At 70.4% G+C, this 13,509-nt stretch carries 13 protein-coding genes; 4 read left to right on the top strand and 9 right to left on the bottom strand.

Features of this window, described 5'->3' with window-relative positions; genetic code table 11:
- The first annotated feature begins 70 nt into the window (after positions 1-70).
- Together HDC36_RS23315 and HDC36_RS23310 are read left to right on the top strand one after the other, a co-directional pair.
- Positions 71-910 (top strand): TrmH family RNA methyltransferase, encoded by an 840-nt coding sequence (locus tag HDC36_RS23315; RefSeq protein WP_255432666.1) that lies wholly within the window; start codon positions 71-73, stop codon positions 908-910.
- Between the two features lie 71 nt (positions 911-981).
- Positions 982-2,412 carry a carboxylesterase family protein gene (locus tag HDC36_RS23310; RefSeq protein WP_343204342.1) on the top strand — a complete coding sequence of 477 codons (1,431 nt, stop codon included), beginning with the start codon at positions 982-984 and terminating at the stop codon, positions 2,410-2,412.
- Positions 2,413-2,722: 310 nt separating this feature from the next.
- Here the strand turns inward: HDC36_RS23310 and HDC36_RS09820 are convergent, their stop codons facing one another.
- From HDC36_RS09820 to HDC36_RS09800, 5 genes are all read right to left on the bottom strand, one after another.
- Entirely contained in the window at positions 2,723-3,793 is a 1,071-nt protein-coding gene (locus HDC36_RS09820) for a LacI family DNA-binding transcriptional regulator (protein WP_179566707.1), read from the bottom strand.
- A gap of 67 nt (positions 3,794-3,860) precedes the next feature.
- Positions 3,861-5,273, bottom strand: coding sequence for a M28 family peptidase (locus HDC36_RS09815; RefSeq protein WP_179566705.1), 1,413 nt, complete (start codon positions 5,271-5,273; stop codon positions 3,861-3,863).
- Positions 5,274-5,336: 63 nt separating this feature from the next.
- Entirely contained in the window at positions 5,337-5,756 is a 420-nt protein-coding gene (mscL, locus tag HDC36_RS09810; RefSeq protein WP_179566703.1) for a large-conductance mechanosensitive channel protein MscL, read from the bottom strand.
- Between the two features lie 114 nt (positions 5,757-5,870).
- Positions 5,871-6,578, bottom strand: coding sequence for a fumarylacetoacetate hydrolase family protein (locus tag HDC36_RS09805; protein WP_179566701.1), 708 nt, complete (start codon positions 6,576-6,578; stop codon positions 5,871-5,873).
- A gap of 121 nt (positions 6,579-6,699) precedes the next feature.
- The gene (locus HDC36_RS09800; protein WP_179566699.1) at positions 6,700-6,975 is read right to left on the bottom strand and encodes a hypothetical protein; all 276 of its coding nucleotides are present in this window, start codon (positions 6,973-6,975) and stop codon (positions 6,700-6,702) included.
- Between the two features lie 197 nt (positions 6,976-7,172).
- Here HDC36_RS09800 and HDC36_RS09795 point away from each other — a divergent pair, with 197 nt between their 5' ends.
- Entirely contained in the window at positions 7,173-7,514 is a 342-nt protein-coding gene (locus tag HDC36_RS09795; protein ID WP_179566697.1) for a Rieske (2Fe-2S) protein, read from the top strand.
- Between the two features lie 7 nt (positions 7,515-7,521).
- Here the strand turns inward: HDC36_RS09795 and HDC36_RS09790 are convergent, their stop codons facing one another.
- The 4 genes from HDC36_RS09790 to thiS form a co-directional block, all read right to left on the bottom strand.
- On the bottom strand, positions 7,522-9,390 hold the full coding sequence (locus HDC36_RS09790) for an SLC13 family permease (protein ID WP_179566695.1): 1,869 nt from the start codon (positions 9,388-9,390) through the stop codon (positions 7,522-7,524).
- Between the two features lie 122 nt (positions 9,391-9,512).
- Positions 9,513-10,265 carry a tRNA (guanosine(46)-N7)-methyltransferase TrmB gene (trmB, locus tag HDC36_RS09785; RefSeq protein WP_179566693.1) on the bottom strand — a complete coding sequence of 251 codons (753 nt, stop codon included), beginning with the start codon at positions 10,263-10,265 and terminating at the stop codon, positions 9,513-9,515.
- A 10-nt stretch (positions 10,266-10,275) separates the two neighbouring features.
- The gene (locus tag HDC36_RS09780) at positions 10,276-11,070 is read right to left on the bottom strand and encodes a thiazole synthase (RefSeq protein WP_206229404.1); all 795 of its coding nucleotides are present in this window, start codon (positions 11,068-11,070) and stop codon (positions 10,276-10,278) included.
- Between the two features lie 55 nt (positions 11,071-11,125).
- Positions 11,126-11,326: a sulfur carrier protein ThiS gene (thiS, locus tag HDC36_RS09775; RefSeq protein WP_179567975.1), complete on the bottom strand. Its 201-nt coding sequence runs from the start codon at positions 11,324-11,326 to the stop codon at positions 11,126-11,128.
- A 154-nt stretch (positions 11,327-11,480) separates the two neighbouring features.
- On the opposite strand from thiS, the gene HDC36_RS09770 reads away from it, so the two are divergent.
- On the top strand, positions 11,481-13,301 hold the full coding sequence (locus tag HDC36_RS09770) for an autotransporter domain-containing protein (protein WP_179566689.1): 1,821 nt from the start codon (positions 11,481-11,483) through the stop codon (positions 13,299-13,301).
- Positions 13,302-13,509: the final 208 nt, after the last annotated feature.

Raw genomic sequence — 13,509 nt, 5'->3', positions numbered from 1 at the left:
TGCCCATGTGTCATGACCTTTCTTTCCCGCGCGTTGCCGCCGCATGCGCTGCGCTGCCGAGCGTGCGGCGATGAACAATCCCTGGGGCAAGAGCCCGCGCGGCCCGCGTCCGCCGGCGCCGCCCGAACGCGCCGCGCCCGCGCCGCGCGCCGCCGACGCCAACCGCGGCGAGCTGCGCCTGTACGGACTCAACGCGGTGCGCGCGGTGTACGCGCGCCGGCCCGAGGCGATCCGCAAGCTGTATCTGGCCGAGGCGCGGATTCCGGCGCTGCAGCCGCTGCTCAAGTGGTGTGCGGCCAACCGCGTCGGCTACCGGGTGGTGGACGAGGCCGATCTGAACAAGCTCGCGGCCAGCGCGCACCACGAGGGCGTGGTCGCCGACGTGCTGCGCGCCGAACCGCTGCCGCTGGCGGCGTGGCTGCAGGAACTGGCGCCGGGCCCGGCGCTGGCGTTGTGGCTGGACGGCGTCGGCAACCCGCACAACTTCGGCGCGATCCTGCGCTCGGCCGCGCATTTCGGCGCCGCCGCGATCCTGTTGCCGGATACCGCGACGCTGGCCCTGTCCGGCGCCGCCGCGCGCGTGGCCGAAGGCGGCGCCGAGGCGCTGCCGCTGGTGCGGCTGCCGCCGACGGAACAGGCGCTGGCGCAATTGCGTGCGGCCGGCTTCGCGCTGGCGGCGACGCTGGTGGATGGCGGCGACGACGTGTTCGCCGCCGCGTTGCCGCCGCGCCTGGTCTACGTGATGGGTGCCGAGAGCGAGGGCATGGACCGCGACTTCGCGCAGGCCTGCGAACTGCGCCTGTCGATCCCAGGCAGCGGCGCGGTGGAAAGCCTCAATGTCGCCGCGGCCACCGCGGTACTGCTCGGCGCCTGGCGCAGCCGCGTCGCGGCGTCGGGAGCGGCGCGGTGAAGTCGGCGCTGCTGTGCCTGCTGCTGGGCCTCGCGCCGCTGGCGAATGCGCGCCAGGCGCCCGCCGCCGCGGTGCCTGCGACGCAGGTGACGCTGGCCGCGGGCAGCGTGCGCGGGCAGGTCCAGGCCGACGGCAGCGTGCTGTTCCGCGCGATCCCGTTCGCCGCGCCGCCGACCGGCGCGAACCGCTGGCGTCCGCCGCAGCCGCCTGCGCGTTGGCGCGGCGTGCGCGACGCCAGCCAGCCGGCGCCGACCTGCGCGCAGCCGGCGATCGGCTGGAACGCTGCGCTGGCGCAGCGCTCCAGCGAAGACTGCCTGTACGTGGAAGTGCAGACGCCGCGCCTGGATCCGGCGGCGAAACAGCCGGTAATGGTGTGGATCCATGGTGGCGCCAATGTCGCCGGCGGCGCCGACGTGCTGCCGTCGTCGCTGGCGCAGCAGGGCGTGGTGCTGGTCACCGTGCAATACCGGCTGGGCGTGTTCGGCTTCCTGTCGCTGCCCGAGCTGAGCGCCGAATCCGCACGCCATGCCTCCGGCAACTACGCCTTGCTCGACCAGATCGCGGCGCTGCGCTGGGTCCGCGACAACATCGCCCGCTTCGGCGGCGACCCGGCGCAGGTGACCATCTTCGGCCAATCGGCCGGCGCACAGGACGTAGGCCTGCTGCAGCTGTCGCCGCTGTCGAAAGGGCTGTTCCGCGCGGCGATCGAACAGAGCGGCACTGCCGGCTTCGGCTTGCCGCCGCGCAGCCTGGGCGAGAACGAGGCGCTCGGCGCGGCGATCGCGCAGCGTGCCGGGATCGGCGCGACGCAGCGCCTGCCGGCGTTGCGGCGGCTGCCGGTCGCGCAGCTGTTGAAGGCGGCGCAGGGCGTCGACGTGCCGGCATTGGACGACGACGGCTACATCTGGCTGCAGGCGATCGTCGATGGCCAGGTGCTGCCGCGCGCACCGGCGGCGCTGCTGGCCGCCGGCGAGCAGCAACGGGTGCCGCTGCTGCTCGGCAGCGTGGCGCAGGAGCTGACCTACGGTGGTGCCGGCGGTGCCGAAGCACGCCTGCGTCGCGACTATCCGGACCAGGCCGCGCAGGTGCTGGCGCCGTATCGCGATGCGACGGCCGTGCCCGACCCGCGCTATGGCGATGCGGCGATGCAGCTGGCCACCGACCTGACCTTCCGCTGCCCGGCGCTGGCGGTGGCGCGGGCGCAGGCACGGCAGGGCGTGCCGGTATGGCATTACGAGTTCGATCTGGCCGCGCCCGGCGGCAAGGTGACCCACAGCGCCGAACTGCCGTTCGTGTTCAAGGGCCTGCCGATCGGCCAGCCGCCGCTGAACCTGCAGCGCTACTGGGCGGCGTTCGCGCGCAGCGGCGATCCCAATGGCGCCGGCATGCCGCGCTGGCCGGCGTTCGCGCCGACCCAGGCATCGCTGCGTTTCGACCAGGACGGCGCGCAGGCGGTGACCGGTTTGCGCAGTGAGGTGTGTGCGCTGCTCGATCTGCCGTAGGCGAGGTTGCCGCTGCTGCTGCTCGCCGCGATGTGCCGTCGTGGCGGTCCGCCGCAGTCCTGCCATGCGGGTTGCCGTGCCGTGACCCGATCGCGGTGCGTGCCGATCGGGTGCAGGCGGATCGCGGCACAACTGGAGTCGATTGCGCGGTGAGCATTTTCGACTCGGATATTCGCAGTCGACCAAATCCTGTGGGAGCGACTTCAGTCGCGACGGGCGTTACCAGGAGAGCTCATCGTGACCGATGGCAGAAGCCACCTGCAGTCGCGCCTACGACTTCCGTCGCCTTCAACCACAGCAAAGAAAAGCGCTAGCCCGCCGCCTGCGGCAATGCCGGATCCGCCGGCGGCGCGGTCGAGCCGCGGGTCACCAGCGTGTACTTCATCACCTGGTGGATGCCGCGGCTGGGCAGGCCGTCGCGGCGCTGGCGGATCTCGCCGAGCAGCAGCGCCACCGCCGCACGGCCCATCGCGGTGACCGGCTGGTGGATGGTGGTCAGCTCGGGCCAGATCGTGGTCGCCACCGGGGTGTCGTCGAAGCCGGCGATCGACAGGTCCTCGGGCACGCGCAGGCGCAGGCTGTAGGCGATGGCGACCGCGGCGGCGGCCATGTCGTCGTTGCTGCACAGCAGCGCGGTCGGGCGCGGCGCGGCGTGCAGCAGCGCGGTCGCGGCGACCAGCCCGGAGCGGTAGGTGAACAGGCCTTCGGCCACGCGCGTGGCGGCGACCGGCAGCCCGGCCGCGGCCATGGTATCGAAGAACGCGCGGCTGCGCAGCGCGCTCGGGGTGTGCTTGGGATCGCCGCTGATGAAGCCGATGTCGCGGTGGCCGAGGTCGATCAGGTGCCGGGTGATCGCGCAGGCCGCGTGGTAGTCGTCGATGCGCACCGAGCTGACGCCCTGCATCGGCGTGCCGGTGGCCACGGCGACGACCGGGATGCCGCGCGCGTCCAGTTCCTCGATGGTCTGCCGCGAATCGCACAGCGGCGGCGGCAGGATCACCCCGTCCACGCCGGCGTCGAGCAGGCGCTCGGTGGCGGCGCGCTGGCTGCCCATGTCGTCGCTCTTTTCCACCAGCACCTGGCTGCCGTCCAGGCTGCTCTGCTCGAGGATGCCGAGCATGAACTGGTTGAGGTAGGCCGCGCTGGGATTGCTGTACAGCACGCCGATCCGCGCCAGGCTGGCGGTGCGCAACGAGCGCCCGGCCAGGTTGGGACGGTAGCCGAGCGTCTTGATCGAGGCCTCGACGCGCTCGCGCATCGCCGCGCCCACCCGTGGGTGGCGGTTGATCACGCGTGAGGCGGTCATCGGCGAGACGCCCGCGTGCCGCGCCACATCCAGCAGCGTCACCGCCGAGCCTGCACGACCTTGCCGTTTGCCCATCGTGGGTCCTGACGATGCTGCGAAAGGGGGGAAAGCCTGCGCGCATCCCCGCGGCAGGCGTGCCAGCTTACTCCTTGGGCGGTTCCACTGTCTTGGCCTGGCTGCCGAAGCCGCCGTCGGCCTCCGCGGCCAGGTAGGCGAACACCGCGTAGGCGGCGACGTTCTGCGCCAGCGCCTTGGGGTCGATCTTGTCCAGGGTGTCGTCGGCGGTGTGGTGCAGGTCGAAGTAATCGCTGCCGTCCTGCGCCAGCCACGCCCAGGCGCCGCCCTTGGCCGCGAGCGGGCCGACGTCGGGGCCGGGGCCGCCCTTGTCCGCTGCGTACTCGATGCCCAGCGGCGCCAGCGCCTCGGCGATCTGCCGGGTCGCCTCGCGCGAGGCGGCGGCATTGCCGGAGCCGGTGTTGAACGCATAGATGCGGCCGGCGCCGAAATCGCTCTCGGCGGCGATCTGGTGCAGCGCCACGTCCTTGGCATGCGCCTGCGCGTAGGCCTTGCCGCCGTAGAGACCCTGCTCCTCGTTGGCGAAGGCGACCACGCGAATCGTGCGCTTGGGCGCGCGCTTGAGCTTGCCGATCAGGTGGCCGGCGGCCATGCTGATGCCGACGCCGGCCCCATCGTCGATCGCGCCGGTGCCCAGGTCCCACGAATCCAGGTGACCGCCGATCACCACCACTTCCCTGGGCTTGCTGCGCCCGGTGATCTCGCCGATCACGTTGTACGAGGTGGCCTGGCCGTCCCAGCCGCAGTCCAGCGCCAGGCGCAGCCGCACCGGGCCGCGTGCGACCAGGCGCGCCAGCTGGTTGGCGTCGGGCACCGCCAGAGCCGCCGCCGGCACCGGCGTCAGGCCTTCGTCGAACCGGGTGATGCCGGTATGCGGCACGCGGTGCGAGTCGGTGCCAGCCGAGCGCATCACGAAGCCGATCGCGCCCTTGCGGATCGCCTCCGACGGCCCCTTGCTGCGCACCGCGCCGCCGTTGCCGTAGTCCTTGCCGTCGCGCGCCTTGACCATCTGGTAATCGACGAACGCGATCTTGCCGCGCAGCGAACCGGCGGGTGCGGCCTGCAGCGCGGCGAGGTCGGCGAAGCGCACCACCTCGGCCTCGACCGTGCCGGCCGGGCTGCCGCCCAGCGCGGTGACGCTCAGCGGCTGCGCGTTGGCGCCGAGCACTTGCGCGTGCTCGCTGCGCCGCTCCCATTTCGGGAACGTCACCGGCTCGGTCCAGACCTTGTCGAAGCCCAGCGCCTTGAACTTGGCCTTGGCCCACGCGACCGCGCGCGCATCGGCCTCGCTGCCGGCCATGCGCGGGCCGACTTCGGTGGTCAGCGATTCGACCACCTTCCAGCCGGTGTCGTCGGCCAGCGCCTGCTCGCGCAGCGTGGCGGCGGTGGACAGCGCCGCATCCGGGATGCGGGTGGTCTCGGCCGCGGCGGCGGACGCGATGGCGAGCATGACGGCGGTGACGACGGCAAGACGGCGCATGGGGGACTCCGCGAACAGGAAAGCCCCGAGCTTAGCAGCGCGTGGCGCGCCTGCGCACTGCACTTACTGCGGTGCGGCGTCGTTCTTCAACGCATCGCGGATCTCGCGCAGCAACAGCACTTCCTCGCTCGGCGCCTTGGGCGCGGGCGGTTCCTTGCGCGCGATGCGATTGATCGCCTTGACCACCATGAAGATGGCGAAGGCCACGATCACGAACTGGATGATGGTGTTGAGGAAATCGCCGATGCCGATCACCACCGGCGGCACTTCCTTGCCGGCCGCGTCCACCGTCGCCGCCTTCAGCGTCCATGCCCAGCGCGAAAAATCCACGCCGCCGGCGAGCATGCCGATCGGCGGCATGATGATCTTCTCCACCAGCGCGGTGACGATCTTGCCGAACGCGGCGCCGAGCACCACGCCGACCGCCAGGTCCAGCACGTTGCCGCGCATGGCGAATTCCTTGAACTCGCGGATCATGCCCATGGAAGCTTCCTCGAACGTTGCGCGGGCCTGTCGCCGCCGTGCAAGCCTAGCGCAGTCGTTGTCGTTCCAGGATCAAGCTGCGCGTCGGCCACCTGCGCCCGATGCGCCGCGCACTCAGGCGACGATCACGCCATGGCGCTCGGCCACGTTCTCCAGTCGCGCGCTGAAGCGATCGCCGGGCTGTAGCGCGGCCACGCCGGCCGGCGTGCCCATGAACACCAGGTCGCCGGCGCGCAGCGCGAACAGCTTGGACAGTTCGTGCAGGATCTCCGGCACGTTCCAGATCATCTGGTCGAGCAGCGATTGCTGGCGCACCTGGCCATTGACCTCCAGCGACAGGTTCAACGCCTCCAGCGCGCCGACTTCGCCGGCCGGGATCAGCTCGCTGATCGGCGCGGAATGGTCGAAGCCCTTGGCGATGTCCCACGGCAGGCCCTTGGCCTTGGCCGCGGCCTGCAGATCGCGCCGGGTCAGGTCCAGGCCGACGCCGTAGGCGAGCACCAGGGCGGACGCATCCTCGACGCCGAGCACGCCGGCCGGCGCATCCTGGCCCAGCGCCACCACCAGCTCCACTTCGTGGTGCAGGTCCTGGGTCGCGGACGGGTAGGGAATGGAGTCGCCGCCGATCACCAACGCATCGGCCGGCTTCATGAAGAACGTCGGTTGGCCGCGGTCGGCCTTCGAGGCCGGAGCGCTGGCGCCCATCTCGCGCGCATGGTCGGCGAAATTGCGGCCCACGCAGTAGATGCGATGCACCGGAAACAGCCCCAACCCACGCACAGGCACGCGCGGCGCTTCGGCAGCAGCAAACAGGTCTTTCATCGGGCACGCATCCAGAGAAGAACGGGATGCAGCAGTTTAGCGCGTCAGGTTCGACCCGACTCCGGCAGGCGAGAGGGCATCGCTTTCACGATTCCCCAATCCCCATTCCCCAATCCCAGCCTTACAGCGGCAACGCCGGCTTGCGCAACACGCGGTACTCGCCATCGACCACATGCTGGCGTGCCGAGGCCGGACGCTTGTTGCCGCGTTGGCTCAGCAGCTTCATCGCGATGCCGCCGAGGATCATCGCCGCACCGACGAACACGCTGACGAACACCAGCCCGGCGAGGATCGCCAGGCCCAGCAAGCCGACGGCCAGTTTCACCAGCGGATGGCGCGGCTTGCGCGGCGCGAAGACATGCCGGAACTGATCGAAATTGAAGGCGCGTACACGCATGGCAGAAGTCTGTGTCAGTTGGAACCGAGGGCGCAGTATCGACGCTGTCTTATGTGACGGAGTGAAAAGTTCGTTAAGCGAAAAATTAACACTTGCCCGTTCAATGTCTTGCATGTCGTCGCCAGGTGAAGCGCGACGCGGGTGCGAACCGCGGACATGCAAGAATGGCGGCCCTTTCCGCGCTGCCGCCGTCTTCCATGACCGAGTCATCTTCCGCCGTGCTGGCGCAACTGGAGCAGATCGAGCCCGGCAACCTGGTCGAAGCCGAGGCCGCGATCGGCGGCGAGATCGAATCGCTGCTGCTGTACCGCGACGGCGACGGCGTGCGCGCCTGGTTGAACGTGTGCCCGCATGCCGGGCGCCGGCTCGACTGGGCGCCGGGACAGTTCCTGAAGAGCCGCGAAGGACACGTGGTCTGCGCGGCGCACGGCGCTGCGTTCGAATTGCAGCACGGCAGTTGCGTGTCCGGGCCGTGCCGCGGCCAGAGCCTGCTCGCGGTGCCGGTGACGGTGCGCGAGGGCCAGGTGTTCCTGGCGTGAGTGGCGCCTAGAACGCGCCCCACCAGGCCATCGACATCAGGTTGACCATCAGCACCACCACCGCGGTATAGATCAGCGACAGCGGCGCGCCGACGCGCCACAGTTCGCGCGGCTGATAGTTGGCCGGGCCGGTGATCATCGAGATCACCGGGTTGGACGCGGTCATCAGGTTGTTGGACGCCGACAGCGCCACGATCAGCGCGAACGCGGTGGGATTGCCGCCGGCGGCCAGCGCCAGGTTGACCGCGATCGGCACCATCACGATGGTCGCGCCGACGTGGCTGATGACCAGCGAGAACGCGGTGGTCAGCAGCGCCAGCGCGATCTCCAGCGCCCACACCGGCACGCCCTCGGGCAGCCGCGCGATGGTGTGGCCGGCGACCCAGGCCGCCGCGCCGCTGCTGTCCATCGCCCAGCCCAGCGGGATCAGCCCGGCCATCATGAAGATGGTCTTCCAGTTGATCGAGGCGTAGGCCTCGTCCATGCGCAGCACGCCGGTCAGCAGCATGCCGGCCACGCCGGTCATCAGCGTCAGCGCCACCGGCAGCTTGCTGGTCAGCGCGATCAGGATGGTCAGCGCGAAGATCGTCATCGCGATCTTGAACTTGTGCGGGCGGTGCTCGCCCTTCGGATAGTCGGTGACCACGACGAAGTCGCGGCTCTCCGAGGCCTGCGCCAGGTCCTGCCAGATGCTGTGGAACACCAGCATGTCGCCGGCACGCAGATGCACCTTGCGCACGTCCTCGCGGATCACCTGCTTGTCGCGGTTGATCGCCAGCAGGCTGATCCCGGCCTGCTTGCGCAGGCGCAGCTCGGCCGCGCTCTTGCCGATGAAGCGCGAGGTCGGCGGGATCACCGCCTCGGAGATGCCGGCGCGGCTGGGATTGAACAGGTCGCCCAGGTTGCGCAGCCGCGAGGACAGGCGCAGGAACTGGTTCTGCGCGAAATCGGCCACCTGCTGGCGCGCGCCCATCACCCCGAGCACGCTGCCGACCCAGATGCGCATGTCCGCCGGCGGTGCCAGGCGGGTGTCGTTGCCGGTCTTCAGGGCCAGCAGCAGCGGCGCGTCGTGCACCGTCTCCGCTTCGCCCAGGGTCATGCCGACCAGCGGACTGTCGGCGCTGACGATCAGTTCGAACACGTCGCCTTCGATGCCGTAGGTGCGCGCGAAGTAGCTCTCGGTGCGCGCCGGGGTGACCCCGTTGTTGATCAGCTGTTCTTCTTCCATCAGCGTGCGGTCGCCGCGCACGCGGAAGTAGATCAGCGAGGCCAGCAGCAGCGCCACGCCGATCGGCAGCGGCGCGAACATGCGCAGCGGCTCGATCGTGGCCATGCCCGAGGGCAGGTTGTTGTTGGCCGACTGCAGCAGGTCGTTGAGCAGGATCAGCGGCGAGTTGCCGACCATGGTCAGCGCGCCGCCCATCACGATCGCCGCGGCGATCGGCAGCAGCAGGCGCTGCAGGGTCAGCCCGGTGCGCGCGGCCAGGCGCGAGGCCACCGGCAGGTACAGCGCCATCACCGAGGGGTTCTGCATGAACGAGGAATTGAGCCCGGCGATGCCGGTGGTCAGCAGCATCAGCCGCTCTTCCACGCCGTGCGCGCGGCGCAGCAGCCACGACGCCAGCCGGTTCAGCGCGCCGGTGCGCTCCAGCCCGGCGCCGAGGATGGTGGTGGCGATGATGCTCATCACCGCGTTGCCGGAGAAGCCGCTGAACAGCTCTTCCGGCGCGATCAGCCCGGTCACCCCGAGCACCACCAGCACCACCAGCGCGACCACGTCGGCGCGGATGCGCTCGAACACGAACATCGCCATCGTGAAGCCGACCAGCCCGAGCACGAGCTTCATATCGGTGGTCAGCGTCAGCGCGGTGTCCATTGGGGGCCGGGATTGGGGATTGGGGATTCGGGATTAGCTAACGGCGGGAATCGGGGCCGGCCGCGGCAGTGGCGTGCCGTGGATGCATCCCGTCCGGATGGTGGCGGATTCGCTCTTCATCCCTAATCCCGAATCTCCAATCCCGGCTTGTCGTAAAGCAAATCCCACACGCCATGGCCCAGCTTCTGGCCGCGGGTCTCGAAATGGGTCTGCGGGCGCCAGTCCGGGCGCGGCACGTGGCCGCGCGGGCCGGCACGGTTGACCAGGCCTGCGGTGGCATCGAGCACGTCCCACATCTGCTCGGCGTAGTCGGCCCAGTCGGTGGCCGCGTGCAGGCGGCCGCCGGCGCGCAGCTTGCGCACCAGCAGCGCGGCGAACGCCGGCTGCAGCAGGCGGCGCTTGTTGTGGCGCTTCTTGTGCCACGGGTCGGGGAAGTAGATGCGCACTTCGTCGAGCGCGCCGTCGGCGATCTCGTGCTCCAGCACTTCCACCGCGTCGTGGTGGTACAGGCGCACGTGCTCGCTGCCGTCGGCGGCCAGCGCGTTCAAGACGCGGCCCACGCCGGGCGCGTGCACTTCGATGCCGATGTAGTCGCGGGCCGGGTCGTGGCGTGCGGCGAAGCGCAGCGCCTCGCCGTTGCCGAAGCCGATCTCCAGCACCTTGCGCGCGGTGCGGCCGAAGGTGGCGTCGAGATCGCGCGGCTGGCCGCTGTAGTCCAGTCCGAAACGCGGCCACAGCTCGTCGAACGCGCGCTGCTGGGCGGGCGTGAAGCGGCCCTGGCGCAGCACGAAACTGCGTACCTGGCGGCGGCCTTCCTCGATGGTGAAGGGCTTGGGCGGGGTCTTGGCGCCGGCGCTGGAGAACGGATCGGTCATGCGCGCGGCCTCAGCCGATCAGCCCGTCGACCGGCGACGACGCGCTGGCGTAGCGCTTGCGCGGAATGCGCCCGGCCAGGAACGCCTCGCGCCCGGCCTCGACCGCCTTGCGCATCGCGCTGGCCATCAGCACCGGGTTACGCGCGCCGGCGATGGCGGTGTTCATCAGCACGCCGTCGCAGCCCAGCTCCATCGCGATCGCCGCGTCCGAGGCGGTGCCGACGCCGGCGTCGACGATGATCGGCACCTTGGCGTTGTCGATGATCTCCAGCAGGTTGTAGCGGTTCTGGATGCCCAGCCCGGAGCCGATCGGCGCGGCCAGCGGCATCACCGCCACGCAGCCGATCTCTTCCAGGCGCTTGGCCAGGATCGGGTCGTCGCTGGTATAGACCATCACCTCGAACCCGTCGGCGACCAGGATCTCGGCGGCCTTCAGGGTCTGCACCACGTCCGGGAACAGGGTGCGCTGGTCGCCCAGCACTTCCAGCTTGGTCAGGTTGTGGCCGTCGAGCAGCTCGCGCGCCAGGCGGCAGGTGCGCACCGCGTCCTCGGCGCTGTAGCAGCCGGCGGTGTTGGGCAGGATGGTGTAGCGCTCCGGCGGCAGCACGTCGAGCAGGTTGGGCTCGCCCGGGTTCTGGCCGATGTTGGAGCGCCGGATCGCCACGGTGACGATTTCGGCGCCGGCGGCCTCGGTGGCCTGCCGGGTCTGTTCCAGGTCGGCGAACTTGCCGGTGCCGGTGAGCAGGCGGGAACGGTAGGGCTTGCCGGCGATCACCAGCGCGTCGTGGGGGGCGTGAGCGTTCATCGCCGGATTATCGCCCATCGCACCCGGCGCTGCCGAGTCGGACGCCGCGCGGAATTCAGCCGCCGCCCAGCGCGTGCACGATCTCGACCCGGTCGCCGTCGCGCAGCAAGTGCTCGGCATGCGCGCCGCGCGGCACGATCGCGCCGTTGACTTCGACCGCAACGCGGCGCTGCGCCAGCCCTTCCTCGAGCAGCAGGGCGGCGACGGTGGTGTGGGGTTGCAAGGAGCGGACCTGGCCGTTCAATTCGATGTTCATGTCATCATTGTGCAATGCGTGCCGCCGAGTGCGCGATTTATTGCGGCAGTGCAACGTGAGCGTGAGGGGCAGAGGTGAAATCATGCCTGCCATGCGGCTGCGTATGTTCTGGCCGTGCCCCGAGTCACCTTCATTATCGCCCGGGAGGGCATCCATGACTTCGTCCATCCGTCCACTCCGCTCGCTGCTGGCCGCCGCGATCGTGCTCGCCGCCGCGCCCGCGTTCGCACAGCAAACCTATAGCCGCACCGTGTTCTTCGGCGACAGCCTGACCGATGCCGGCTACTACCGGCCGCTGCTGCCTGCCTCGGCGCAGGCGGTGACCGGCCAGTTCACGACCAATCCGGACTGGGTCTGGGCGCAGTACATCGCCGACTACTACCACGTCGACGGCCACGCCAACGGCAACGGCCAGATCGGCGACAACTACGCCGCCGGCAACGCCCGCGTCGGCGTGGCCAACCCCAGCGCGCTGGGCGTGGCGCCGTCGCTGGCGACGCAGGCCAGCAACTACCTGGCCGCCAACGGCGGCAAGGCCGACCCGAATGCGCTGTACAGCGTGTGGGGCGGCGCCAACGACCTGCTCGCGGTCGCCGGCGGCGCGCCGGCGCAGACCACCATCGGCAACGCGGTGACGGCCGAGGTCGGCATCGTCGCCAGCCTGCAGAACGCCGGCGCGCGCTACGTCATGGTCACCACCATCCCCGATGTCGGCCTTACCCCGCGCTTCCGCGCCGGCGGCGCCACGGCGATGGCGCAGGGCACCGCGCTGGCCAGCAGCTACAACAGCGCGCTGTTCGCCGGGCTCAAGAGCGCCGGCCTGCAGGTGATCCCGGTGGATACCTTCCACCTGCTGCAGGAAGTGATCGCCAGCCCGTCCACCTACGGTTTCAGCAACTACACCGGCACCGCCTGCCAGCCGCAGATCACCTCGCAGTCGCTGACCTGCAACCCGACCAGCTACGTCAGCGCCGACGCCGCCGACAGCTACGTGTTCGCCGACGGCATCCATCCCACCGGCCGCACCCACGAAATCCTGGCGCAGTACGCGCTGTCGATCCTGGAAGGCCCGCGCCTGCAGCAGGTGCTGAGCCACTCGGCCGAAGTCACCGGCCGCTCGCGCGCCGACCAGGTCGCCTGGCACGTCGACGGCCGCCCGGACGCGGACGGCATGCGCTGGTGGGGCAACCTGCGCGGCGACATGCAGCGCTATGCGCACGGCGACCTGTACGACGGCCTGGCCCCGGCCGGCCTGTTCGGCGTGGACTGGTCGCGCGGCGAGTGGGTGTTCGGCGGCTTCGGCGGCTTCGGTCGCGTGGATGCCGATTTCGGCAACCGCGGCGGCGACTACACCCAGGACGACAGCACCCTGGGCGGCTTCGCCGGCTGGTATGGCGAGCACGCCTGGGTCAACGCCCAGATCAGCTACAGCTGGCTGAGCTACGACGTCAAGCGCAAGGTCAACCTCGGCCCGGCCACCATCGAGCACAACGGCTCGCCGGACGGCAGCAACCTGACCGCGGCGCTGCAGGGCGGCTACGAGTTCGGCGAGGGCACGTTCAAGCACGGCCCGGTGGCCGCGGCGATCTGGCAGAAGGTCAAGCTCGACGGCTACACCGAGAGCAACCCGAACTCCAGCGCGCTGGGCTACTACGACCAGGACGTCGAGTCGCTGGTCGGCCGCGTCGGCTGGAAGGCCGGCCTGGATCTGGGCGCGGTGAAGCCGTACCTGCAGGCGACCTACGACCACGAGTTCAAGAAGGGCGAGCAGGCCACCGCGTGGCTGCAGACCATGCCCGACCTGGGCGCCTACGCGGTGCCGGGCCTGGCCATCGACCGCAACTACGCCTCGGTGGTGCTGGGCGCGCGGACCAAGCTGTGGGGCCTGGAGAGCAATGTCGGCATCGCCGCCACCACCGGCCAGAGCCGCGCGCACGACACCTCGCTGTTCGTGAACTTCGGCGGCAGCTTCTAAGCGCGGCGCCGTGGTTGTCCCTCGTGCCCGGCCCTGCGCCGGGCGCGAGGGAGTGTCGGCAACGGGCGCCGCCGGAACGGCTCCCTGTGGGATTGGCTTCAGCCCCGACGCCCTAGCGATAAGGCGTCGGGGCTGAAGCCCTTCCCGTAAAAAATCCCATCTGCAAGTACCGGCATCGCGTGGGCGCCGGCGCGCCATCGCCGCCGCT

The organism is Xanthomonas sp. JAI131 (assembly GCF_013410075.1).
GTDB classification, from domain to species: Bacteria; Pseudomonadota; Gammaproteobacteria; order Xanthomonadales; family Xanthomonadaceae; genus Xanthomonas_A; species Xanthomonas_A bonasiae.
The sequence above is the reverse complement of the archived record's forward strand: the minus strand, read 5'-3'. Positions and strand labels throughout refer to the sequence as shown.

Excerpts from the sequence above, each read along its gene's own strand:
- HDC36_RS09770 (WP_179566689.1), top strand. The coding sequence starts at position 11,481 with ATGACTTCGTCCATCCGTCCACTCCGCTCGCTGCTGGCCGCCGCGATC.
- HDC36_RS09800 (WP_179566699.1), bottom strand. The coding sequence starts at position 6,975 with ATGCGTGTACGCGCCTTCAATTTCGATCAGTTCCGGCATGTCTTCGCG.
- HDC36_RS09790 (WP_179566695.1), bottom strand. The coding sequence starts at position 9,390 with ATGGACACCGCGCTGACGCTGACCACCGATATGAAGCTCGTGCTCGGG.
- HDC36_RS09780 (WP_206229404.1), bottom strand. The coding sequence starts at position 11,070 with ATGAACGCTCACGCCCCCCACGACGCGCTGGTGATCGCCGGCAAGCCC.
- HDC36_RS09805 (WP_179566701.1), bottom strand. The coding sequence starts at position 6,578 with ATGAAAGACCTGTTTGCTGCTGCCGAAGCGCCGCGCGTGCCTGTGCGT.
- thiS (WP_179567975.1), bottom strand. The coding sequence starts at position 11,326 with ATGAACATCGAATTGAACGGCCAGGTCCGCTCCTTGCAACCCCACACC.
- HDC36_RS23315 (WP_255432666.1), top strand. The coding sequence starts at position 71 with ATGAACAATCCCTGGGGCAAGAGCCCGCGCGGCCCGCGTCCGCCGGCG.
- trmB (WP_179566693.1), bottom strand. The coding sequence starts at position 10,265 with ATGACCGATCCGTTCTCCAGCGCCGGCGCCAAGACCCCGCCCAAGCCC.
- HDC36_RS09815 (WP_179566705.1), bottom strand. The coding sequence starts at position 5,273 with ATGCGCCGTCTTGCCGTCGTCACCGCCGTCATGCTCGCCATCGCGTCC.
- mscL (WP_179566703.1), bottom strand. The coding sequence starts at position 5,756 with ATGGGCATGATCCGCGAGTTCAAGGAATTCGCCATGCGCGGCAACGTG.
- HDC36_RS09820 (WP_179566707.1), bottom strand. The coding sequence starts at position 3,793 with ATGGGCAAACGGCAAGGTCGTGCAGGCTCGGCGGTGACGCTGCTGGAT.
- HDC36_RS09795 (WP_179566697.1), top strand. The coding sequence starts at position 7,173 with ATGACCGAGTCATCTTCCGCCGTGCTGGCGCAACTGGAGCAGATCGAG.